Annotated in this window: 24 protein-coding genes; 10 read left to right on the top strand and 14 right to left on the bottom strand. The window is 58.8% G+C overall.

All coding sequences use genetic code 11. The features are described from left to right. Nucleotides 1–21 precede the first annotated feature (21 nt). The 6 genes from ACR0KL_RS13455 to ACR0KL_RS13430 all read right to left on the bottom strand — a co-directional run bounded on the left by ACR0KL_RS13455 (nucleotide 22) and on the right by ACR0KL_RS13430 (nucleotide 5,820). Nucleotides 22–1,173: an alpha-D-ribose 1-methylphosphonate 5-triphosphate diphosphatase gene (locus ACR0KL_RS13455; protein WP_480777146.1), complete on the bottom strand. Its 1,152-nt coding sequence runs from the start codon at nucleotides 1,171–1,173 to the stop codon at nucleotides 22–24. Beyond that, nucleotides 1,170–1,943 (bottom strand): alpha/beta fold hydrolase, encoded by a 774-nt coding sequence (locus ACR0KL_RS13450; RefSeq protein ID WP_480777145.1) that lies wholly within the window; start codon nucleotides 1,941–1,943, stop codon nucleotides 1,170–1,172. The genes ACR0KL_RS13455 and ACR0KL_RS13450 overlap by 4 nt, the downstream gene beginning before the upstream one ends. A gap of 44 nt (nucleotides 1,944–1,987) precedes the next feature. After that, entirely contained in the window at nucleotides 1,988–2,824 is an 837-nt protein-coding gene (locus tag ACR0KL_RS13445; protein WP_170680364.1) for a DMT family transporter, read from the bottom strand. Between the two features lie 179 nt (nucleotides 2,825–3,003). Then, on the bottom strand, nucleotides 3,004–4,647 hold the full coding sequence (groL, locus tag ACR0KL_RS13440; RefSeq protein WP_170374649.1) for a chaperonin GroEL: 1,644 nt from the start codon (nucleotides 4,645–4,647) through the stop codon (nucleotides 3,004–3,006). Between the two features lie 56 nt (nucleotides 4,648–4,703). Next, nucleotides 4,704–4,991 (bottom strand): co-chaperone GroES, encoded by a 288-nt coding sequence (groES, locus tag ACR0KL_RS13435; RefSeq protein ID WP_170352338.1) that lies wholly within the window; start codon nucleotides 4,989–4,991, stop codon nucleotides 4,704–4,706. A 154-nt stretch (nucleotides 4,992–5,145) separates the two neighbouring features. Further along, entirely contained in the window at nucleotides 5,146–5,820 is a 675-nt protein-coding gene (locus tag ACR0KL_RS13430; RefSeq protein WP_170680362.1) for a DUF2161 family putative PD-(D/E)XK-type phosphodiesterase, read from the bottom strand. A gap of 113 nt (nucleotides 5,821–5,933) precedes the next feature. Here ACR0KL_RS13430 and ACR0KL_RS13425 point away from each other — a divergent pair, with 113 nt between their 5' ends. From ACR0KL_RS13425 to ACR0KL_RS13395, 7 genes are all read left to right on the top strand, one after another. Beyond that, on the top strand, nucleotides 5,934–6,914 hold the full coding sequence (locus ACR0KL_RS13425) for a TraB/GumN family protein (RefSeq protein ID WP_170680360.1): 981 nt from the start codon (nucleotides 5,934–5,936) through the stop codon (nucleotides 6,912–6,914). Nucleotides 6,915–7,019: 105 nt separating this feature from the next. Next, a complete protein-coding gene (locus ACR0KL_RS13420) occupies nucleotides 7,020–7,940 on the top strand; it encodes a manganese-dependent inorganic pyrophosphatase (protein ID WP_170680358.1) in 921 nt (306 codons plus the stop codon). A gap of 229 nt (nucleotides 7,941–8,169) precedes the next feature. Further along, the gene (locus ACR0KL_RS13415) at nucleotides 8,170–9,045 is read left to right on the top strand and encodes a TIGR01459 family HAD-type hydrolase (protein WP_170680356.1); all 876 of its coding nucleotides are present in this window, start codon (nucleotides 8,170–8,172) and stop codon (nucleotides 9,043–9,045) included. A gap of 101 nt (nucleotides 9,046–9,146) precedes the next feature. Then, on the top strand, nucleotides 9,147–9,590 hold the full coding sequence (locus ACR0KL_RS13410) for a MaoC family dehydratase (protein WP_074736482.1): 444 nt from the start codon (nucleotides 9,147–9,149) through the stop codon (nucleotides 9,588–9,590). Between the two features lie 181 nt (nucleotides 9,591–9,771). Next, nucleotides 9,772–10,704: a bifunctional riboflavin kinase/FAD synthetase gene (locus ACR0KL_RS13405; protein WP_170680354.1), complete on the top strand. Its 933-nt coding sequence runs from the start codon at nucleotides 9,772–9,774 to the stop codon at nucleotides 10,702–10,704. Beyond that, on the top strand, nucleotides 10,701–11,174 hold the full coding sequence (locus ACR0KL_RS13400) for a YcgN family cysteine cluster protein (RefSeq protein ID WP_170680352.1): 474 nt from the start codon (nucleotides 10,701–10,703) through the stop codon (nucleotides 11,172–11,174). The genes ACR0KL_RS13405 and ACR0KL_RS13400 overlap by 4 nt, the downstream gene beginning before the upstream one ends. Then, nucleotides 11,174–12,208 (top strand): threonine aldolase family protein, encoded by a 1,035-nt coding sequence (locus ACR0KL_RS13395; protein WP_170680350.1) that lies wholly within the window; start codon nucleotides 11,174–11,176, stop codon nucleotides 12,206–12,208. Before ACR0KL_RS13400 ends, ACR0KL_RS13395 begins: the two co-directional genes overlap by 1 nt. 2 nt (nucleotides 12,209–12,210) lie before the next feature. Here the strand turns inward: ACR0KL_RS13395 and ACR0KL_RS13390 are convergent, their stop codons facing one another. Further along, the gene (locus tag ACR0KL_RS13390) at nucleotides 12,211–12,813 is read right to left on the bottom strand and encodes a 2-hydroxychromene-2-carboxylate isomerase (protein ID WP_170662254.1); all 603 of its coding nucleotides are present in this window, start codon (nucleotides 12,811–12,813) and stop codon (nucleotides 12,211–12,213) included. Between the two features lie 107 nt (nucleotides 12,814–12,920). Here ACR0KL_RS13390 and ACR0KL_RS13385 point away from each other — a divergent pair, with 107 nt between their 5' ends. Together ACR0KL_RS13385 and rpiB are read left to right on the top strand one after the other, a co-directional pair. Further along, nucleotides 12,921–13,940, top strand: coding sequence for a ribose-phosphate pyrophosphokinase (locus ACR0KL_RS13385; RefSeq protein WP_170637503.1), 1,020 nt, complete (start codon nucleotides 12,921–12,923; stop codon nucleotides 13,938–13,940). A gap of 102 nt (nucleotides 13,941–14,042) precedes the next feature. After that, the gene (gene rpiB / locus ACR0KL_RS13380; protein ID WP_170680348.1) at nucleotides 14,043–14,483 is read left to right on the top strand and encodes a ribose 5-phosphate isomerase B; all 441 of its coding nucleotides are present in this window, start codon (nucleotides 14,043–14,045) and stop codon (nucleotides 14,481–14,483) included. Between the two features lie 43 nt (nucleotides 14,484–14,526). Here rpiB and ACR0KL_RS13375 read toward each other — a convergent pair whose 3' ends face one another. The 7 genes from ACR0KL_RS13375 to ACR0KL_RS13345 all read right to left on the bottom strand — a co-directional run bounded on the left by ACR0KL_RS13375 (nucleotide 14,527) and on the right by ACR0KL_RS13345 (nucleotide 20,885). Further along, entirely contained in the window at nucleotides 14,527–14,877 is a 351-nt protein-coding gene (locus tag ACR0KL_RS13375) for an H-type lectin domain-containing protein (RefSeq protein ID WP_170374626.1), read from the bottom strand. A gap of 116 nt (nucleotides 14,878–14,993) precedes the next feature. Beyond that, nucleotides 14,994–15,404 carry a F0F1 ATP synthase subunit epsilon gene (locus ACR0KL_RS13370; RefSeq protein WP_170374624.1) on the bottom strand — a complete coding sequence of 137 codons (411 nt, stop codon included), beginning with the start codon at nucleotides 15,402–15,404 and terminating at the stop codon, nucleotides 14,994–14,996. A gap of 12 nt (nucleotides 15,405–15,416) precedes the next feature. Beyond that, nucleotides 15,417–16,841: a F0F1 ATP synthase subunit beta gene (atpD, locus tag ACR0KL_RS13365; RefSeq protein WP_170460468.1), complete on the bottom strand. Its 1,425-nt coding sequence runs from the start codon at nucleotides 16,839–16,841 to the stop codon at nucleotides 15,417–15,419. Between the two features lie 18 nt (nucleotides 16,842–16,859). Further along, nucleotides 16,860–17,738: a F0F1 ATP synthase subunit gamma gene (locus ACR0KL_RS13360; protein WP_480777144.1), complete on the bottom strand. Its 879-nt coding sequence runs from the start codon at nucleotides 17,736–17,738 to the stop codon at nucleotides 16,860–16,862. A 12-nt stretch (nucleotides 17,739–17,750) separates the two neighbouring features. After that, nucleotides 17,751–19,289 carry a F0F1 ATP synthase subunit alpha gene (atpA, locus tag ACR0KL_RS13355; protein ID WP_170680346.1) on the bottom strand — a complete coding sequence of 513 codons (1,539 nt, stop codon included), beginning with the start codon at nucleotides 19,287–19,289 and terminating at the stop codon, nucleotides 17,751–17,753. Further along, on the bottom strand, nucleotides 19,290–19,850 hold the full coding sequence (locus ACR0KL_RS13350; protein WP_170374616.1) for a F0F1 ATP synthase subunit delta: 561 nt from the start codon (nucleotides 19,848–19,850) through the stop codon (nucleotides 19,290–19,292). It abuts the gene before it with no gap. 300 nt (nucleotides 19,851–20,150) lie between these two features. Further along, nucleotides 20,151–20,885 (bottom strand): methyltransferase domain-containing protein, encoded by a 735-nt coding sequence (locus tag ACR0KL_RS13345; protein ID WP_170680344.1) that lies wholly within the window; start codon nucleotides 20,883–20,885, stop codon nucleotides 20,151–20,153. A 62-nt stretch (nucleotides 20,886–20,947) separates the two neighbouring features. On the opposite strand from ACR0KL_RS13345, the gene gloB reads away from it, so the two are divergent. After that, the gene (gene gloB, locus ACR0KL_RS13340) at nucleotides 20,948–21,715 is read left to right on the top strand and encodes a hydroxyacylglutathione hydrolase (RefSeq protein WP_170680342.1); all 768 of its coding nucleotides are present in this window, start codon (nucleotides 20,948–20,950) and stop codon (nucleotides 21,713–21,715) included. The last annotated feature ends 167 nt before the right edge of the window (nucleotides 21,716–21,882 follow it).

The raw sequence follows: 21,882 nt of genomic DNA, 5'->3' as shown, positions 1-21,882 counted from the left end.
TAACAGAAGAAGATGAGGCAGTCAGGCGAAAAATCTGGCCGCGATATCGCCGGACATATGGCTGACACGCCCGCCCGCAAAGGTGGCGGCGACGCGGTGGGTTGTTGCGTCCAGGATGACGATATCGGCGCGTTGACCCGGCATCAGCGTGCCGCGATCTGTCAGGTCGAGAACCCGCGCGGGGCCAGATGAGACCAGCGCCCAGGCGTTTGCGAAATCCAGCAACCCGCTTTTTGCCAACATCAACGCGGCGCGGCGCGGGCTGGGGTAGTGGTAGTCCGAGGCCAGCGCGTCACACAGCCCCATCGCGATCAGATCCAGAGCGCTGGCGTTGCCTTTATGGGAGCCTCCGCGCACCACGTTCGGCGATCCCAAAATGATGTGGTCTCCGGCCGCGTGAGCGGCTTCTGCGGCGGCGAGGGTTTCGGGGAATTCAGCAATCGAAACACCGCGTGTACGCCATCCTGCGCGAGTCTCAGACGTGGCATCATCATGGCTGCCCAAGCGCACGCCTCTTTGGGCCAACTCAGCGCAAAGCGCGTCAAGTGCGGCAGGGACTTCATCGCTGCGGGCGTGCATGGATAGCAGCATCTCAAAATGCGCATCGGGGTTGCGCCCCGCTTTCAAGGCCTGCCCGGTCAGGCGCGGTGGTTTGCGCCCTTTGGCCAGCCGGTCATGCGGCAGGTGATCGTTGAAGACGACATAAGGCACCTGCCAACCCGCGATCTTTTGGGCCAGCCCGTCATAGTCGTCCAGCATATGCGTCTCGAACCGCAATTGTGGGATCAGATCGGTGACTGTGCCGTCCTTGACCTCGGCAATCGCCTTGAACACCTGAGAGGCGAAGTCTGGCCCGCGTACCCCGCCCTCCCAGCTGTAGAACTGGGCCAGAACGCCGGTGGTGATCCCGTTGGCGGCAAGCTCGGCCTCGACCGACAGGATGCCCTCGTTCATCTGCTTCATGGCACCACGGCGCGGGGCAATATGACGTTCAAACCCGTCCCCGTGCAGGTCGATAATGCCGGGTAGAACCAAATAGCCAGACAAATCTACCTGTCGCCCGGTCCGGTCGCCCTGCACCTCCCCTTCGGCAATTGACAAATCGGCACGCGACAACCCGGCCTCCGGCAGCAGAACCTCTGCTCCGGTCAAGTTCAGTTCCAATGCGGTCATTCCGTGCGCTCCGAGTTCGGCTCCGAGCAATCCTGCCCGATACAGATCTCGTCAATCACGTCCATCACCCCATCGAGCCAAGTGATTTGCGGGTCGAACTGTCCGAACTCGATGAAGTGCAGTGCCTGGGCCATTACACGGGGATTATTCATCATGAACGTATGCGTCACAGGCAGAACGATGTGGTCCGCCATGCCTTCAACCCGGGTCGTGCGGATCGACACTTTGCCATCGTCTGGCCCATCAATCATCGACGAAAAGACCGGATTCAGAGAGTTTTCACCCGCGATCACCCCAAGCTCGAACTCAACCGGAGGCAATTGGCGCGGGATGCCTTCCGGGCCTGTGCCCAACTGCAATCCCGCCGGACCGTTGAGGTAGCCGAACACCTCCCATGCGCCCAATTCATCAACCAACTGGCTGCCCTGATTAGGCGGCCCAAGCATGACAACGCGACCCAAATTCTCTGGTTCGTGATCCTGCAGCCAATAGCGCAACAGGATGCCCCCCATGGAATGCGCCACGACATTTGCGGTGTCGTCCCCGCATTCGGCGAACGCATCGGGCAGAGTTTGCTCGGCCAGTTCCGGAATGCCCAAATCGGTCGACGGATAACCTGGGCGAATGACCGTGTAGCCATGCACCTCGAACAATTGCTCCATCACCGAAAAGGACGCCTCGGTCCGAGCCAGCCCGTGCAGCAGGATCACGCATTTCGCCTGGGCCGCAGCCGGGAGAAGGAGAATAAATATGGCAAGCAGAACTCTCATACCCGCCAGATAAGGCCTATTTTGGTTCGGGGAAAGATGTGACCTCAGGTTCTACGCTGTACTGCCAGCGCGATCCCGCCCAAAACCAGTGCCGCGCCGATGATCAAGCGCATGCTTGCCACCTCACCCAATAGCAAAATACCCGCCACGATTGCGATGACAGGGACGCTCAACTGTACGACTGCCGCGACCGAAGGGGCAAGCTGCGGCAACACGCGATACCAAAGCGCGTAGCCAAGGCCCGAGGTCACGCCCCCGGACAGAGCCGCCAGAAAATAGCCAAATCCGGTCATCTGCCAAGTACCACCTGTCACCAGCAAGGCCATAGCCGTGACGGGCAATGCGACAACAAAATTGGCCGCGGTGCCCTCCAAGGCGTTCGGCTCAGACCGCCCGGCCAATGAATAAGCGGCCCAGCCAATCCCCGCCGCGACCATCAGAGCAGCCCCCAAGGCGTCCACCTGAACGGTCCCCGATGGCCAAAGCACATAGGCCAACCCTCCCAGCGCAACCGCTGCGCCTGCCAATTGGCGCACCGTCGGGGTCGCTCCGGTCATAGCCCCGACTGCGAACATGGTGATCTGAACGACACCAAACAGAATCAACGCCCCTAACCCAGCGTCCAACGTCAGGTAAGCCACAGAAAAGCCAATCATATAGAGAGACAGTGAACCCGCCCCAATGATCCGACGTGGTGAGCGAAGGGGCAGAACCGCGCCTTTCAAAAGAACCAACACGGCCAGAACCACCGCCCCCGCAAGAACACGGACGACGGCGAACCCCGCAGGATCACTCGCCTCGCTCTCAATCGCCAGCCGGTTCAGAATCGAATTGGCCGCAAAGGCGCACATGGTCAGTGAGGTCAGAAGAAAAAGTCTCATGAATCCCGCATAGCGCGTTGGCCACGCTTTGCACACTCACTTTCCAGCTAAGTGCAAAGCTCACCCTTCTTCTGTTCAACAATACCTCCGCCGGAGGCATGACCGCGCAGCGGGCATTCCAAACGCAAACGGGGCCGCCAAAAGGCGACCCCGCTCGTAAGCACTATGGCCTAAGCAGCTTACATCATGCCGCCCATGCCGCCCATGTCGGGCATGCCGCCAGCAGGTGCCGCGCCTTCTTTGGCGGGCTTGTCAGCAACCATTGCTTCGGTGGTGACCAGCAGACCAGCAACCGACGCCGCATCTTCCAGAGCGGTACGGACAACTTTGGCAGGGTCAATCACGCCGAACGAGAACATGTCGCCATATTCTTCGGTCTGCGCGTTGAAGCCGAACGATACATCGCCGGATTCACGGACTTTGCCCGCAACGACCGCACCGTCAACACCTGCGTTCTCGGCGATCTGGCGCAGCGGCGCTTCGATCGCTTTGCGAACGATGTTGATACCGGCGTTCTGGTCAGCGTTTGCACCTTCCAGAGTTTCCAGTGCTTTGCCGGCCTGAACCAGAGCAACACCACCGCCGACGACAACGCCTTCCTGCACAGCAGCGCGGGTCGCGTTCAGAGCATCGTCCACACGGTCCTTACGCTCTTTCACTTCAACTTCGGTCATGCCGCCGACGCGGATAACAGCAACACCGCCTGCCAGTTTGGCAACGCGCTCTTGCAGCTTCTCACGGTCGTAGTCCGACGAGGTTTCTTCGATCTGAGTGCGGATCTGAGCAACACGTGCTTCGATCTCGGCTTTTTCGCCAGCACCGTCAACGATGGTTGTTTCGTCTTTGGTGATCTCGATCTTCTTGGCGGTGCCCAGCATATCCATTGTGACGGACTCGAGCTTCATGCCCAGATCTTCCGAGATGACCTGACCGCCGGTCAGGATTGCGATGTCCTGCAGCATGGCTTTACGGCGATCGCCGAAGCCCGGTGCCTTGACAGCAGCAATTTTCAGACCGCCGCGCAGTTTGTTGACAACCAGAGTTGCCAGCGCTTCACCTTCAACATCCTCGGCAATGATCAGCAGCGGCTTTTGCGATTGGATGACTTGCTCGAGCAGCGGAACCATCGGCTGCAGCGAGGACAGTTTCTTTTCGTGCAGCAGGATCATGCAGTCGTCGAGTTCTGCGATCATCTTGTCTGCATTGGTGACGAAGTAAGGCGACAGGTAGCCACGGTCGAACTGCATACCTTCGACAACATCGGTCTCGGTTTCCAGACCTTTGTTTTCTTCGACGGTGATAACGCCTTCATTGCCAACCTTCTGCATCGCGTCTGCGATCTGCTGGCCGATTTCAGCTTCGCCGTTGGCCGAGATGGTGCCAACCTGAGCAACTTCGGCCGAGTCTTTGACTTCACGCGACGCGTCTTTGATGCCTGCAACAACTTTGGCAGTCGCCAGGTCGATGCCGCGCTTCAGGTCCATCGGGTTCAGGCCAGCAGCAACCTGCTTCAGACCTTCGCGAACGATGGCTTGGGCCAGAACGGTTGCGGTGGTGGTGCCGTCACCGGCTTCGTCATTGGTGCGGCTGGCGACTTCTTTCACCATCTGCGCGCCCATGTTTTCGAACTTGTCTTCCAGTTCGATTTCCTTGGCAACCGATACACCGTCTTTGGTGATGCGCGGTGCGCCGAAGGATTTGTCCAGAACCACGTTGCGCCCTTTGGGGCCCAGGGTCACTTTAACAGCGTCGGCCAGGATGTTCACACCTGCCAGCATGCGGTTACGGGCATCGGTGTCGAACTTGACGTCCTTTGCAGCCATGTCGTTTCTCCTTGAGAAATAAGTTGTAAATGAAGATCAGAGTGAAGCGCGGCGGCTTACTCGATGATCCCCATGATGTCGCTTTCTTTCATCATCAGCAGCTCTTCGCCGTCGACCTGAACTTCGGTGCCCGACCATTTGCCGAACAGGATCTTGTCGCCAGCTTTGACCGCCATCGCGATCAGCTCGCCGCTGTCCTTGCGTGCGCCTTCGCCGGTTGCGACGACTTCGCCTTCGCTGGGCTTTTCTTTTGCGCTGTCAGGAATGATCAGGCCGCCTGCGGTTTTCTCTTCGCTTTCTGTACGGCGAACCAGCACACGGTCATGAAGCGGTTTCAATGCCATCTTTGCAGCTCCTTGGGCTCAAAGTTTATCTATCCTCCCCCCGCCGACTGGCGAGGCGTTAGCACTCAAGGGTAGAGAGTGATAACGACGCATAGCTAGGGGGTGCAATTCCCCGAGTCAACAAGCTGTGATGGATTTTTTTCGACCAAGACCCTCAATCAGGCTGGTCCCAACTATAGGCCCAGTGCTTCAAGCCCTCCCGCCCCGCATCCGTCAGGGCATAAACACCTTTTTCGACCTTGTCGAACCACCCGTAGTGATTGGTGCGCATCAGCCGAGTGGCCTCGGCTACGCCTGTCGACTTCGCGACCTCGGCCCCTTTGCAGGCGCCATGTTCGGCAAGATGGGCCGCGCATTTCAAAGCATCCTGGCGATAGGCGGTGACAATGCCGTGCCGCGTCGCGCCGCCAGAGTTCGGGTCGCCTTGCAGCCGATCAAACTCTCGCAGCATCCGACCCGCTTTGGCCTTGTTCTTGCGCGGCGCATAGGAGCCGGGATCGCATTGCACCTCGACCGCTCCGTCCGCGCGCACGGTGATCAGGCCCAAGCCCAACCTGCGGCAGAGCGCCAGATTGTCCCGCAACGCACGACGCGCGGTGCGTCCGATTGGCTTGCTCACCCCTAGATAGACCTGATCCGTGATCCTGAGTCGCGCGACGGCCTGATGGAACAAAGCCAGCGAAAAGCGCAGCTTCAACTCGACAATCACCGGCTCAGACCCGTCGCGCACCGCCATGATGTCGGCTGCGCCAACCTCACCTTTCACGGTATAACCCTGCCTCTCGAACAATGCCTTGATGGGGGGATAAAGATCCTGCTCGCGCTCCATGGCCCAATGCTATGCGTTTCGTGTCGAAATACCAGATGGGTCGCCTTGAATATGCTGTATTTGGATGCCTAAATCTTATGTCGTCTGTTTGACCAACCGAGGAAGGACCGCCTATGCGCCTGATGGCCCTTTTTGGACTATTGCTTCTGCCCCTGACCGCACATGCCGCCTGCGAAGGTCACGACCTGCGGCCCTTGATGTCGGAAGAGGATCAGGCCGCCCTGCAACAATCCCTTGCCTCGGTCCCTTACCCCACGGGCAATCACTGGATCGCCACCAAGGGCGACACGACCCTGCACCTGATCGGAACACTGCACACAAACGATGCACGGATGGGGCCGGTCGTCGAACGGCTGACACCCATCGTAGCCCATGCAGACGCGATCTATTTCGAGGTCACCGAGGCCAAAATGGAAGCGTTCGAGCAAGGCCTGGCCAATGACCTGAGCCCCGTGATGATCACCGAGGGTCCCACCCTGATCGACCTGATGAGCGCCGAGGACTGGGCGGCCCTTTCGACTTCTTTGGCCGAGCGCGGCATTCCCAGCTGGATGGCAGCCAAAATGCGGCCCTGGTTTCTGAGCATGATGCTGGGCATCCCGCCCTGCCTGATGCAGAACCCGGATGCGAACCATGGAATGGATGCCCGCCTAACGGACGTGGCCGAGGCGCACGGGATTCCGCAACACTCGCTGGAGCGGATCGAAGACCTGATGGCGATGTTCGACACGCTTTCACTGGAACAACAGGTCGACTCGCTGGTCCGCCTGTCCGGAGCAATGCAGGCCGATGCAAACCACCTCGCCACGATGGCCAATGCGTATCTCGAGGAGAAACACGCGCAGATCCTGCAACTAGCCCGGATTCAGGGTTTTGAAGCCTCCGGCCTGTCGCAAAAGGATTACGACGCCGAATGGGCGCAGTTCGAACAACAATTGCTGGTAGATCGCAATAACAGTTGGATGGACCACATCCTGCGTATTCAAGACCAAACGGCCGTGATCGCTGTTGGTGCCGGGCATCTCAGCCAGACATACGGTTTGCTCTCGCTTCTGGAAAAGGAAGGCTACACACTGACGAGGGCGCCGTTCTGAATTCTCAGCATGTCAGACCTTCAGTCGCATGGGCCAGCAAGCGGGTGACAAGCCATGACTTGCGCCCTATAAGGCGCGCAAATTTCCAATCCGCAGGACGCTGACATGACAACCCTAGTATTTGGTCACAAATCTCCCGACACCGATTCCACCGGCTCTCCGATCCTGTGGTCGTGGTACCTGAACGAAGTCAAAGGCGAGCAGGCTGAACCCGTGCTGCTGGGCGAGCCCAACACCGAAGCCGCTTTCATGCTGCAGCGCTGGGACCTGCCCAAGCCGCGCATCATCGAAGACGTGGAAGCGGACGCTCCGGTTATTATCGTCGACACCAACAACCCGGCCGAGCTGCCCGCCAGCGTCAACAGCGCCGACATCCGTGCCATCATCGACCACCACAAACTGGTTGGAGGTCTGGAAACCAAAGGCCCTATCGATATCACCGTTCGCCCTCTGGCCTGTACTGCGACCATCATGGTCGACCTGATGGGTGACGACGCCGCCAAGATGCCTGAAGCCATCAAAGGCGCAGCGCTGACCTGCATCCTGTCCGATACGCTGGAATTCCGCTCGCCCACCACCACCGCGCATGACCGCGAAGTGGCCGAGAAACTGGCCGCAGAACTGGGTCTGGATGTCTCGGCCTATGCGGCGGACATGTTCGCGGCAAAATCGGATGTGTCCTCGTTCTCGGATGCCGAACTGATCCGCATGGATAGCAAGGAATACGAAGTTGACGGCACCAAGTTCCGTGTCTCGGTTCTGGAAACCACTGCTCCGGGCGTTGTTCTGGACCGCAAGGGCAGCTTGGCCGCGTCGATGGTTAACGTAGCAAAAGAAGACGGCGTCGATCAGGTGCTGCTGTTCGTCGTCGACATCCTGAACGAAGAAGCCACCCTGCTGGTCCCAAATGAATTGGTCAAAACCGTTGCCGAGAAAAGCTTCGGTGCATCGGTCGACGGCGACGCTGTGGTCCTGCCCGGCATCATGAGCCGGAAAAAGCAGATCATTCCGAACCTCAAGGTCTGAGACCTTACTCTAAGGCGCCCCAAGCGGGCGCCTTTTTCTTTGTGCGAGGCTCTGCCTCGCGCTCCGGGATATTTTTAGCCAGATGAAGTGCGGATCCCCTGCTTCTTCTGTTTCAAAATACCTCAGGGGAGTCGCGGCTTGCCGCGGCGGGGGCAGCGCCCCCTCTGGCAAAACCTGCCAAGCTCTGCCATAGGCTTGGCTGTCCGCAGACCATGCCAAAGGGAATCCCATGACCCAGATCATCTCCGCCCTCCACGAGATCTCCGACCGTTACAAAGTACTTTTTGTCGATCTTTGGGGCTGTGTTCACAATGGGATCACTGCGTATCCAGAAGCGGTTGCCGCGCTGCAGACCTACCGCTCGAAAGGCGGTTTCGTTGTTCTGGTGACAAACTCTCCGAAGCCACGCGCGGGCGTCGCCGCGCAGCTTTCGCAGTTCAACGTCCCCGCCGACGCCTATGACACCATCGCCACAAGCGGAGATTCAGCCCGTTCAGCCATGTTCCGCGGAACGGTCGGCGAGAAGGTCTACTTCATGGGCGAATGGGACCGCGATGCGGGGTTTTTTGAGCCTCTGAAGCTGTTGGACCATCCTGTTCATATCGAGCGCGTCCCTCTGGATCAGGCCGAGGGGATCGTATGCTGCGGGCCGTTCGACACGATGGCGGACCCTGACGTCAATCGTCCGGACTTTCTCTATGCCAAGCAAAAAGGCATGAAGCTGCTATGTGCGAACCCTGACATCGTGGTCGATCGAGGCGAAGTACGGGAATGGTGCGCGGGCGCTTTGGCGAAGCTTTACACCGAGATGGGTGGCGAGAGCCTGTATTTCGGCAAACCCCATCCTCCGATCTACGATCTGGCGCGTCGGCGTGTGCAGGAAATGGATGTTGACGTCTCGGACAGCGACATTCTGGCTATCGGTGACGGCCCGCATACCGACATCCTTGGCGGCATGGGAGAGGGAATCGATACGCTCTTTATTTCAGGCGGGTTAGCCGCGGCCGAGACGAAAACGTCGCACCACCCCCACGCAGAATCCCTAAACGACTACATAGAAAGGGAAAAGATCAATCCCACCTATACAATCGGGCGTTTGCGTTAGTCATTTTTCACTTGATTTTCTGCAGTTGCGAAGTAATAAAGTTGCCAACTAATGTCCGGTGGTAGACTTTTATTACTCGGCAGATTTCAAGTGAGGGCACCATGTTGGACAATCTTCCACGCGGAACGATCTGTATTGAAGACATCGAGATGGGCATGTCCCGCCACCTGCGCAAAGTGGTGACGGATGAAGATATCGAGATGTTCGCCCAGGTCTCGACAGACCGGAACCCTGTGCATCTGGACGATGACTACGCCCGCGATACGATCTTTGAAGGCCGCATTGCGCATGGAATGCTGACGGCCGGGTTGATCTCGGCCGTGATTGGCGAGCAATTGCCCGGTCACGGGACGGTCTACATGGGTCAGTCGCTGAAGTTCCTGGCCCCCGTGCGCCCTGGCGACATGGTCTATGCCGAGGTCAAGGTGATCGACATTGATTTTGCCAAACGCCGCGTGAAGCTGGATTGTCACTGCGCGGTCGATGGCAAGAAGGTTCTGGTCGGCGAAGCCATGGTCCTTGCCCCATCGCGTAAGTTCGACTGAACGAGTAGACACGCATCCCTGTCGCAGAGGGTTTTAATCCCTGCAGCGATGACTAGCGCGCTGAAACGGTCATCGCTGAACCGAATGACGCTCTGCCACTCACCATCTAAGCGGGACGAATTGTCCGAAATTCTCGAAGGTCACGCTTGAACATACTGTTGATGAACAGTACCCAAAGCGCATGCAAATCATCCGGGACTTCCAGTATATCGAGCCAGAAGATCGCGGCGCCAGCGTGGCGATCGGGAACTTTGATGGCGTCCATGTGGGGCATCAGTCGGTTATCGAGCTGGCGCGCAATGCGGCTCCGAATGCACCTCTGGGCGTGCTGACGTTTGAACCGCATCCGCGTGAGTATTTTGCGCCCGATACGCCTCCGTTTCGATTGATGCGCGGGAACGCGCGGGCACACCGGCTTGAGAAGCTGGGTGTGCAAAAGCTCTATGAACTGCCCTTCAATGCCGCTTTGGCCGGGCTGACCCCCGAGGAATTCGCGCGCAATGTGATCTGCGACGGTTTGGGCTTGTCTCATATCGTTGTGGGTGCCGATTTCTGCTTTGGCAAAGGGCGGGTTGGAACGGCGCAGGATATGGTGCGCTTTGGCGAGCAAATGGGGTTCGGTGTGACCATCGCCCCCTTGATGGAGCGTTCCGAGAACGTCGTCTCTTCGACCGCGATCCGCACCGCGCTCAGCGAAGGCCGACCTGGCGATGCGGCGACGATGCTGGGCCATTGGCACCGCATCGAAGGCGAGGTCATCGGCGGCGAGCAGCGCGGGCGCGAGCTGGGCTTTCCCACTGCAAACATGTCGATCGAGGGCCTGCACCCGCCGAAATTCGGTGTTTATGCGGTACTGGTTGATGTTTTGGACGGCCCCAACAAGGGCTCCTACCAAGGCGCGGCGTCGATTGGCGTGCGGCCCATGTTCAATGGTGAGGTCCCCAATATAGAGACCTTCCTGTTTGATTTCTCCGGCGATCTTTACGGTGCAACCCTCTCGGTCGGATTGGTCGAGTTCCTGCGGCCTGAAATGAAGTTCGATGGTCTGGACGGGCTGATCGCCCAGATGGATGCCGATTGCGCGAAGTCGCGCGAGATTCTGGCGGCTCGATGAGCGTGGATCCGATCAACCGCGCGGACCTGCCCCCGCGTTTTTGGGAGCGCAAACCACTGCGCAGGATGAACCAGCGCGAGTGGGAGGCGCTCTGCGATGGGTGCGGCAAATGTTGCCTGAACAAGCTGGAAGACGAAGACACGGGCGAGGTCGCGCTGACCTGTGTTGCCTGCCGTCTTTTGGACGATGAAAGCTGCCGTTGCACCCAGTATGACATCCGGCACCAGTTCGTGCCCGAATGCATCGTCATGACGCCAGAAAACATCGACTCGCACGCCTACTGGCTACCCCAAACCTGCGCCTATCGCCTACTGTGGGAGGGTAAGCCTCTCTATGATTGGCACCCCTTGCTGTCTGGCACAGCCGATAGCGTTCATGCCGCCGGCGTCTCGGTTCAGGGGCGTACCGTGTCCGAGTTCGAGACCCCCATGGAAGAGTGGGAAGACTATATCATTGAGGAGCCGACCTGATGTATTTCGCTTCCGATAATTCCGGGCCTGTCCATCCGCAGGTACTGGCAAAACTGGCCGAGGCCAATCAGGGCTATCAGATGGCCTATGGGGCTGACGCGCTGATGAATGAGGTCCGAGACCGCCTTCGCAGCATTTTCGAAGCCCCCGGCGCGGCGGTCTATCTGGTGGCGACCGGAACGGCAGCGAATTCACTGGCGCTGGCCACCCTCTCCAACCCGTGGGAGACGATCTTCTGCTCTCCGGTCGCGCATATCCACGAGGATGAATGCAATGCGCCCGAATTCTATAGCGGAGCGAAGCTGACCCTAGTACCCGGCTCCGACAAGATGACCCCCGAGGCCCTGCACCGAACGATTTCGGTAGAAGAAACACGTGGTGTGCATGGACCGCAACGAGGACCGGTGTCCATCACACAAGTGACCGAGCGAGGGTCGGTTTATTCGCTGGACGAATTGCAAGCGCTGTGTGCGGTTGCGAAGGAGTATGACCTGCCGGTGCATCTGGATGGGGCGCGGTTCACGAACGCTCTGGTCGCGTTGGGATGTTCACCGGCCGAGATGACATGGAAGGCTGGCGTGGATGCGGTCAGCTTTGGCGGCACCAAGAACGGGTTGATGGGGGTCGAGGCGGTGATCTTCTTCGACGAATCCAAAGCCTGGGAGTTCGAGCTGCGCCGCAAACGCGGGGCGCATTTGTTCTCGAAGCACCGGTATCTGTCTGCCCAGATGGCAGCCTATCTGGACGATGATCTTTGGCTGACATCTGCCCGTCAGGCGAATGCAAACTGTGCTCGTCTGGCTGAGGGTCTTCGGGCGAAAGGAGCCGATTTCCTGCATGAGCCGCAGGCCAACATGATCTTCGCCTCCTTCCCGCGCGCCAAACACCGCCAGCTTCATGCGGCGGGCGCGGTCTATCACCTGTGGGGGGCGCAGTTGGAAGGCGAAGATGAGTCAGAGCCTCTGCCCTGCCGTCTGGTCTGCGACTGGTCGATCAGCCATGAACAGATCGACCAGTTTCTATCCCATCTGTAGGCTCAGCCTTTCAACTCGGCCAAATGTTGGTCGAGGTCGTCAAGGCTGTCCTGCCCCCAGAACCGCTGACCATCCGGCGTGATGTAGAACGGAGCGCCGAAAGCGCCGCTCTCCACAGCCTCTTCCAAATTGGCAGCGTAGGTCTCGGCCCCCACCAAAAGACCGCTATCGGCCAGATTGGCATCGAACCCGGCTTGCGTCAGACAGTCACGGATCACGTCGTCCTGCGCAACGTCTTTCTCTTCAGCCCAACAGGCCCGCAGCAGGGATTGGCATAGTTTACCCACATCCCCCGATCCATCTTTGGCCGCCGCAATCACAGCGTAAGAGGACGGAGCCATATTGGTCGGCCAATGCGCCGGTTTCAGGTTGAACGGTACGCCTAACTTTTTCGCGACCCGCACCAAATTCTGTGCGCGGTATTCAATACGGGAAATATGCCGGTCTTTTGGTGGCGTCCCGCCCGTGCGCCCGAACAGCGCCATGATGTCCAGCGGTTTGTAATTGATCGTCGCGCCATGCTTGGCTGCGATCTCCTCCAGCCGTGTGCCCGCCAGATAGGTATAGGGTGAAATTGTCGCAAAATAGTAGTCAATCTGGGTCATATGCACTTTCTCCGCTGCGTTGTCTTTGCGGAACGGTAAGGCCATGCTAAGCGGTGTCAACATCACGAATCTGTCACATTGCCAACGCTGCCCGGGGACTCCAGCCGATGCCGACACTCCACGAACCCAAGCTGATTGCTGGGAACGCTAACCTTCCGCTTGCCGAAACCATTTCACGCCGCATGAGCCTGTATCGTGGCGTTGATCAGGGCCTGGTCGATGCCCGCGTCGAGCGCTTCAACGACGGCGAGATTTTCGTCGAGGTATTCGAGAACGTCCGTGGCGAGGATATGTTCATCATCCAGCCGACCTCAAACCCGGCGAATGACAACTTGATGGAGCTGCTGATCATCGCCGACGCGTTACGCCGCTCGTCTGCGCAGCGCATCACCGCCGTGATCCCTTACTTTGGCTACGCCCGTCAGGACCGCCGCACCAAAGCGCGCACACCGATCTCGGCCAAGCTGGTCGCCAACATGCTGACCGGCGCAGGGATCGAGCGGGTTCTGACCATGGACCTGCACGCGGCCCAGATCCAGGGCTTTTTCGACATCCCGGTGGACAACCTTTATGCGTCGCCGATCTTTGCCCTGGATGTGAAAAACCAGTTCAAAGACAATATGGATGAGATCATGGTGGTCTCACCCGACGTCGGCGGCGTGGCCCGTGCACGCGAACTGGCCAAGCGGATCGAAGCCCCCCTGTCGATCGTCGACAAACGCCGCGAAAAGGCCGGTGAAGTGGCTGAGATGACCGTCATCGGCGATGTCAAAGACAAGATCTGCCTGATCGTCGATGACATGTGCGACACTGCTGGCACCCTGTGCAAAGCGGCGCAGGTGCTGCTGGACAACGGCGCGAAAGAGGTCCACTCCTACATCACTCACGGCGTCATGAGCGGACCCGCGGTTGAACGTGTGACGAATTCGGTGATGAAATCTCTGGTTCTGACCGACACGATCCAGCCGACAGATGCGATCCTGAAAGCCAAAAACATCCGCATCGTGCCGACCGCGCCGATCTTTACCCAGGCCATCCTGAACATTTGGAACGGTACCAGCGTCTCGTCCCTGTTCGAGGACAAGACCCTGACCCCGATCTACGAATCCATGTACCAGATGGACTGACCTGACAGGGCGGCTTGCGATAGCCGCCCTTTTCTTTTTAGCAGCGGCAGATTAGGACGCCCCTGCCCTTTCTCTACCACCATACAGCGGGACAGCGTTCTTATGACTGACACCAAACGCGTCGTTCTTTCCAGCGACCACGCCGCCATCGACCTGCGTCAGACCCTAGCCGCACATATCGCCCAAGCCGGGTGGGAGGTCGTCGATATCGGCCCCACCACGCCTGAAAGCACGCATTACCCTCTGCACGGCAAGGCTGCGGCTGAACGTGTCGCCTCGGGCGATTGTGCGTTGGGTATTCTGCTGTGTGGCACAGGCCAGGGGATCATGATGGCAGCGAACAAGGTTCCGGGTATCCGCTGTGGCGTCTGCTCGGATTCGTTCTCGGCCCGGATGATCCGCCAGCACAACAACGCCAACATGTTGTCCATCGGTGCGCGCGTCATTGGCGAGGGTCAGGCCCTCGATATCGTAGACGCGTTTCTGACGGCCGAGTTCGAAGGCGGCCGCCATGCAACACGCGTGGACATGATCGAAGACTGATCAAAGCATTGGCCCGCATGACCTGCGGGCCATGGCACCGGCCTTATGAGATGTCCCAATCATCCTCATGGGCAACTTCACCAATAGCCGTCCATGAGGCGCGGATACGCGCGATCTTCGTGTCGGACCAAGTTCGAAACACAGCCGTGAACCCTTCGGCCGTGATCTCTTCGGCCTGCACCTCGGCGCGCAGGGCCGAGGAAGTATCCACATCCCACAAAGACACTCCGATCTGGATCAACGGAGCTGACCGGAACGACTGGCTGAATTTCACCGGGGAACGACGCTCACGCGGACCATTGCCCGTCCACATGTCGCCGCCGTTCGAAAAGTCCGAGAACAGAACCGTCTCGCCTTGGTCAATACCTATAGGATGGGTTCGAAAAGTCTTCATATTATTACGTCTTTAACTCGTAATTACCGGAACTTATTCCACAGTTATCTCACAATCACGACAAAAAAACGGCCCCGCAAAAGCGAGGCCGTTCAATTCTTCTGCAGGTGAACCTGTTACAGGCTCATATGCGTTCCAAGGGCTTCCATATCGGCCAGCAGCTTGGCGGCTTCGTCGACGATGGACTGATCATCGCCTTCCTTGGCCGCATCATGCGAGGCACGCGCGTCGGCGATCAGGTCATCGAGATGCGACCGGGTCACTTCGGCAACCGGAATGGCCTTTTCGGCCAGAACCGACAGGCCATCACCGTTGATCTGAGCAAACCCGCCGGTCACCAGATATTCACTGGTGCCTTCGGGCGCGTCGACCTTCAGGATGCCCGGGCGCAGCGTCGTGATCGTAGGGGCATGATCGGGCATTGCCGTCATGTCCCCGTCCGCGCCGGGTAGCTGGACCGCGGTGGCCGCGAGCGAAGCGAGGCTCCGCTCGGGGCTGACGAGGTCGAATTGCATTGTATTTGCCATCAGGGATACTCCTTAGGCGGCTTCTGCGGCCATCTTCTCCGCTTTGGCGATCACTTCGTCGATCCCACCAACCATCAGGAAGGCCGCTTCGGGCAGGTGATCGTATTCGCCGGCCACAACAGCTTTGAACGATGCGATGGTCACGTCCAGAGGAACCTGAACGCCCGGCGAACCGGTGAAGACTTCGGCAACGTCGAACGGCTGCGACAGGAAGCGCTCGATCTTACGGGCGCGGGCAACGGTCAGTTTGTCTTCTTCCGACAGTTCGTCCATGCCGAGGATGGCGATAATGTCCTGCAGCGACTTGTAGCGCTGGAGGATCTGCTGAACGTCGGTCGCAACCGCGTAGTGCTCTTCACCAACGATGGCCGGGTCCAGCAGACGCGACGACGAGTCGAGCGGGTCAACAGCCGGGTAGATACCCTTTTCCGAGATCGCACGGTTAAGAACGGTGGTCGCATCCAAGTGAGCAAACGAGGTGGCCGGCGCGGGGTCGGTAAGGTCGTCCGCAGGAACGTAGATCGCCTGCACCGAGGTGATCGAGCCCGACTTGGTCGAGGTGATGCGTTCTTGCAGAGCACCCATGTCGGTCGCCAGTGTCGGCTGGTAGCCCACCGCCGAAGGAATACGACCCAGCAGAGCCGAAACCTCGGAGCCCGCTTGCGTGAAGCGGAAGATGTTGTCGACGAAGAACAGAACGTCGGTACCGGACTGGTCGCGGAACTGCTCGGCCAGGGTCAGACCTGTCAGAGCAACACGTGCACGCGCACCCGGAGGTTCGTTCATCTGACCGTAAACCAGCGCAACCTGCGATTCCGACAGGTTGTCAGGCTTAATAACGTTCGATTCGATCATCTCGTGGTAAAGGTCGTTCCCTTCACGGGTCCGTTCACCAACACCCGCGAACACCGAGAAGCCCGAGTGCACTTTTGCGATGTTGTTGATCAGTTCCATGATCAGAACGGTTTTACCAACGCCGGCACCGCCGAACAGGCCAATTTTACCGCCCTTGGCGTAGGGGGCCAGCAGGTCAACAACCTTGATGCCGGTGACCAGGATTTCCGACTCGGTCGACTGTTCGTCGAACTCAGGTGCGGGCTGGTGGATCGCGCGGGCTTCAGTTGCTTCAACCGGGCCTTTTTCGTCAATCGGCTCGCCGACAACGTTCAGGATGCGGCCCAGAGTTGCGTTACCAACCGGAACCGAGATCGGTGCGCCGGTGTCGGTTACAACTTCGCCACGGACCAGACCTTCGGTTGCGTCCATCGCGATGGTGCGGACAGTGTTTTCACCCAGGTGCTGAGCAACTTCCAACACTAGGCGCTTGCCGTTGTTGGTGGTTTCCAGCGCGTTCAGAATTTCAGGCAACTGATCTTCGAACTGCACGTCGACGACGGCCCCGATGATCTGTGTGACTTTGCCTTTTGCATTCGCCATGTTTCGTCTCCGGTTTTCTTACAGCGCTTCGGCGCCGGAAATAATTTCAATCAGCTCGTTGGTGATCACGGCCTGACGCGAGCGGTTGAACTGGATCGTCAGCTTGTCGATCATTTCACCCGCGTTGCGTGTCGCGTTGTCCATCGCGGACATCCGTGCACCCTGTTCAGACGCTCCGTTTTCGAGCAGAGCCGAGAAGATCGCGGTCGCAACCCCCTTGGGCAGCAGGTCGGCCAGAATGGCTTCTTCGCTGGGCTCGTAGTCGAAGATGGCACCGCTGTCGTCACCTGCCGCTTCGTCTTCGAACGAGGCGGGGATAACCTGCTGTGCCGTCGGGATCTGGGTCACAACGTTGACGAACTTCGAATAGAAGATCGTGGCAACATCGAACTCACCCGCATCGAAGCGAGACAGGACGTCCTTCGCGATGTCTTGCGCATTGGTGTAGCCAATACGTTTGACTTCGCTCAGGTCGACATGACCTACGAACAAATCGCCCAGATCGCGCTTGAGCGCGTCGCGGCCTTTTTTGCCAACGGTCAGAACTTTGACCGTTTTGCCTTTGCCGCGCAGCTCTTCCGCTTTGGCGCGGGCCAGCTTGGCGATGTTCGCGTTGAAGCCGCCACACAGGCCGCGTTCAGCTGTCATCACAACCAGCAGATGGACATCGTCACTGCCCGTACCACGGAGCAGCTTGGGGGCGCTTTCGCTGCCCCCGACCGAAGCCGCCAGCCCCGCCATCACGGCATTGAACCGCTCGGCATAGGGGCGCGAGGCTTCGGCAGATTCCTGGGCGCGGCGCAGTTTTGCAGCCGCGACCATCTGCATGGCCTTGGTGATCTTGCGGGTCGATTTGACCGACTCGATCCTATTTTTAAGGTCCTTCAGACTAGGCATCGGAACCTCCTCTTATGCGAAGGTCGCGGCAAATTCGTCGATCGCTGCCTTGATCTTGTCGGACGCTTCACCTTTGATCTTCGGATCTTCGTCGGTGAGCCATGTCAGCAGGTCAGCATGCTTGCCGCGCAGGTGCGCCAGCAGACCGGCCTCATAGCGGCCAACATCCGATACGTCGATCTTGTCGAGGTAACCATTGGTGCCGGCGAAGATGACGCAGACGATTTCCGCGTTGGTCAGCGGCGAGTACTGCGGCTGTTTCATCAGCTCGGTCAGACGCGCACCGCGGTTCAGCAGCTGCTGAGTTGCGGCGTCGAGGTCAGAACCAAACTGCGCAAACGCAGCCATTTCGCGGTACTGAGCCAGCTCCAGTTTAACCGGACCAGCAACCGATTTCATCGCGTTGGTCTGAGCCGAGGAGCCCACACGCGAAACCGACAGACCGGTGTTCACAGCAGGACGGATGCCCTGGTAGAACAGTTCGGTTTCCAGGAAGATCTGACCGTCGGTGATCGAGATCACGTTGGTCGGAATAAACGCCGAAACGTCACCACCCTGAGTTTCGATAACCGGCAGAGCGGTCAGCGAGCCTGCACCGAAATCTTCGTTCAGCTTCGCCGAACGCTCCAGCAGACGGGAGTGGAGGTAGAAAACGTCACCCGGATACGCTTCGCGGCCCGGCGGGCGGCGCAGAAGCAAGGACATCTGACGATAGGACACAGCCTGTTTCGACAGGTCATCGTAGATGATCAGCGCGTGGCGGCCATTGTCACGGAAGTATTCTGCCATCGCGGTCGCAGCGTAAGGTGCCAAGAACTGCATCGGCGCCGGGTCGGACGCGGTTGCGGCCACAACGATCGAGTATTCAATCGCGCCAGACTCTTCCAGCTTCTTCACCAGCTGTGCAACGGTCGAACGCTTCTGACCAACCGCAACGTAAACGCAGTACAGTTTCTTCGACTCGTCGTCGCCTGCTGCGTCGTTATAGACTTTCTGGTTCAGGATGGTGTCCAGAGCCACAGCAGTTTTGCCGGTCTGACGGTCACCAATGATCAGTTCCCGCTGGCCACGGCCGATCGGGATCATCGCGTCGACCGATTTCAGGCCGGTTGCCATCGGCTCGTGCACCGATTTACGCGGGATGATGCCAGGGGCTTTAACGTCTGCAATGCCACGCTTGGAAGCATTGATCGGGCCTTTGCCGTCCAGCGGATTGCCCAGACCGTCCACAACGCGGCCCAGCAGTTCATCACCGATCGGAACGTCCACGATCGAGTTGGTGCGCTTAACAGTGTCACCTTCTTTGATGTCACGGTCAGAACCGAAGATAACGACACCAACGTTGTCGCTTTCCAGGTTCAGAGCCATGCCCATGATGCCACCGGGGAATTCTACCATCTCACCGGCTTGCACATTGTCCAGGCCGTATACACGGGCAATCCCGTCACCGACGCTCAGCACGCGGCCGATCTCGGCCACTTCGGCTTCCTGACCAAAATTCTTGATCTGGTCCTTCAGGATTGCAGAAATCTCTGCAGCTTGGATTCCCATTTATCCGACCTCTTTCATTGCATTCTGTAGGGAGTTGAGCTTCGAACGGATCGAGCTATCGATCATTTTCGAGCCCACTTTAACGACAAGACCGCCGATGAGGCTTTCATCCACGGTCGCATTGATAGTCACGGTCTTGCCCACACGCTCAGACAGCGTTTTGGACAGTTTTTCCATTTGCGTCTTGGTCAGTGCCTTGGCCGAGGCGACATCGGCGGTTACTTCGCCGCGCTCTTCGGCCAGCATGTCGCGAAGGACCTGCACCAGCTGCGGCACGACGAACAGGCGACGCTTCTGTGCCATCAGACCCAGCGTGTTGCGCAGGATGGCGTTCAGCCCCATCTTGTCAGCAACAGCGGCAATGGCGTTTTCCTGTTCGGCGCGGGAAACCAGCGGAGATGCGATCAGGTCGCGCAGATCGGCGCTTTCGCCCAGTGCTGCTGCAAGATCATTGATGCCGGATTCCAGACCTGCAAGGTCTTTGTTCTCTTTTGCGATCTCGAAAATCGCGGTGGCATAGCGCTCGGCGATGCCTGTGGAAATCGAAGCTGGTTCGGACACGTCCACCCTTCCGATACTTAGGCCCCGAAAACCGCGCGCGCAGCCAACCCGGGGGCGTGAAGATACCCCGTCCTTGAAGGGCGGGGATCAAAATCACCGGGGATGTATCAGAGGTGCTTCCACCAAGCAATACGCGATAGCGGTAACTGAATTATCCACAAATCGTTAGTTTTCATAAGCTTAACCCAAGTGCGACCGTTTGGACCCCTCGGCGCAGTTGAAAAATGTTACTGATTTGCAGGTTTTTGCGATTCCTGTGACTTTTTTCCCGCATTTTTTCCCGATGACTGCGCGGAATCGTCACGCCGGCTTCAGCAAACCGTCCAGCGCTTTGATCGGACGTTTCACCTTGTCTTTGGTGACCGTACCGCTTGGCGGGCGGATCAGCTTGCTGACCTCAACCATCAGCACGCCTCCGGCCATTACGGTGGGAATGCGCTGGCCGGTTTTTTCGATCAGGCTACCCGATTTTAGCCAAAACCGCCGGAACGAGGGCGGAAGATACAGCGCGGAACAGTGGTTTTCAGGCACGAAATGATGGCTGCGCAGGAGGTTCTCGAGTTGCGTGGCCGAATATGGGTGACCAAATCCGAACGGTGTCCGGTCGGACCGCGACCACAGCCCCGCCCGGTTCGGCACTACAAAAAGCGCTCTGCCCCCCGGCCCCAACACGCGCCAGCATTCCTCAAGCACCTTGCTGGGCTGTTCCGAGGTCTCAAGCCCGTGCATCACCACCAGCTTGTCCACGTGGCCCGTCTCAATCGGCCAAAGCGTCTCTTCGGTCAGGACCGAGACATTGGGCATCCCGGCAGGCCAGGGCATCACCCCCTGAGGACCCGGCATCAATCCGACAACCCGCCGCGCGTCGGCGAGGTAGGGCCGCAGAAGAGGGACCGCAAAGCCAAATCCGGCCACCGTCTGGCCCTTCGCCTCGGGCCAGAGGTCGATCAGCCGACCACGAATCGCAGCCTGCGCCGCACGGCCCAGCGTGCTGCGATAGTAGAAATTCCTCAGATCCTGCACATCAAGATGCATTGCGGACACCCGGTCAATCGGCTTAGCTGAGGCGCAGTCTAGCAACGAAAGGGCAAAAGGCCATGCCTCTTGAGATCGTAACCATCCCATGTCTCAGCGATAATTACGCGTTTCTTGCGCATGATGCCCAGAGCGGCGCGACCGCGCTGATCGACGCACCCGAAGCCGGGCCCATCCTGGCCGAGTTGGAGGCGCGCGGCTGGGCCCTCAGCCATGTCTTGCTGACCCATCACCACTGGGATCACGTCGATGGGCTGCCCGGAATTCTTGAAAAACACCCGGCCAAGGTGATCGGAGCAGCAGCTGATGCACACCGCCTGCCCCCGCTCGACCAACAAGTCAGCGACGGTGAGAACTTTGAGATCGCAGGTGAGCCAGTTCAGGTAATAGATGTCTCGGGGCACACTTTGGGTCACGTCGCCTATTACATGCCGCAAAGTGCCGCTGTCTTCACTGCGGATAGCCTGATGGCGCTGGGATGCGGGCGCTTATTCGAAGGCACGCCAGAGCAGATGTGGCGATCACTCAGCAAGCTTGCGGCGCTGCCGGATGACACGCTGGTCTGTTCGGGCCACGAGTACACCCAGTCTAACGCCAAATTCGCCGTCACTGTCGACCCAACCAACACGGCGCTACAACAGCGCGTCGTCGATATCGACCGCGCGCGCGCCGCGGGGCAGCCCACGGTGCCCTCGAAACTGGGTCTGGAAAAAGCAACCAACCCGTTCCTTCGAGCCGAAGATCCGGCGATTCTGGCCCATTTGGGCATGGAAGGCGCGGACCCGGTTGCTGTTTTTGCCGAGATCAGGGGTAGAAAAGACAAATTTTGATGCCTATTTGACCATCCTCACGGCCACTCTCACAACAAATGTGACTGTCAAGTGAAAGAAAACCCTTGAAGCCGGGCGTCGATCAACCAAACTCTAATAGTATGAGGACATGGTTGGGATGGGGATCCGGCCGCAAGCCTGCCCCCTTCTGACCCAAGACAGAGGAG

This window comes from Ruegeria sp. C8, assembly GCF_056537565.1.
Note: the sequence above shows the minus strand (reverse complement) of the source record. Positions and strands in the feature narration are given on the sequence as shown.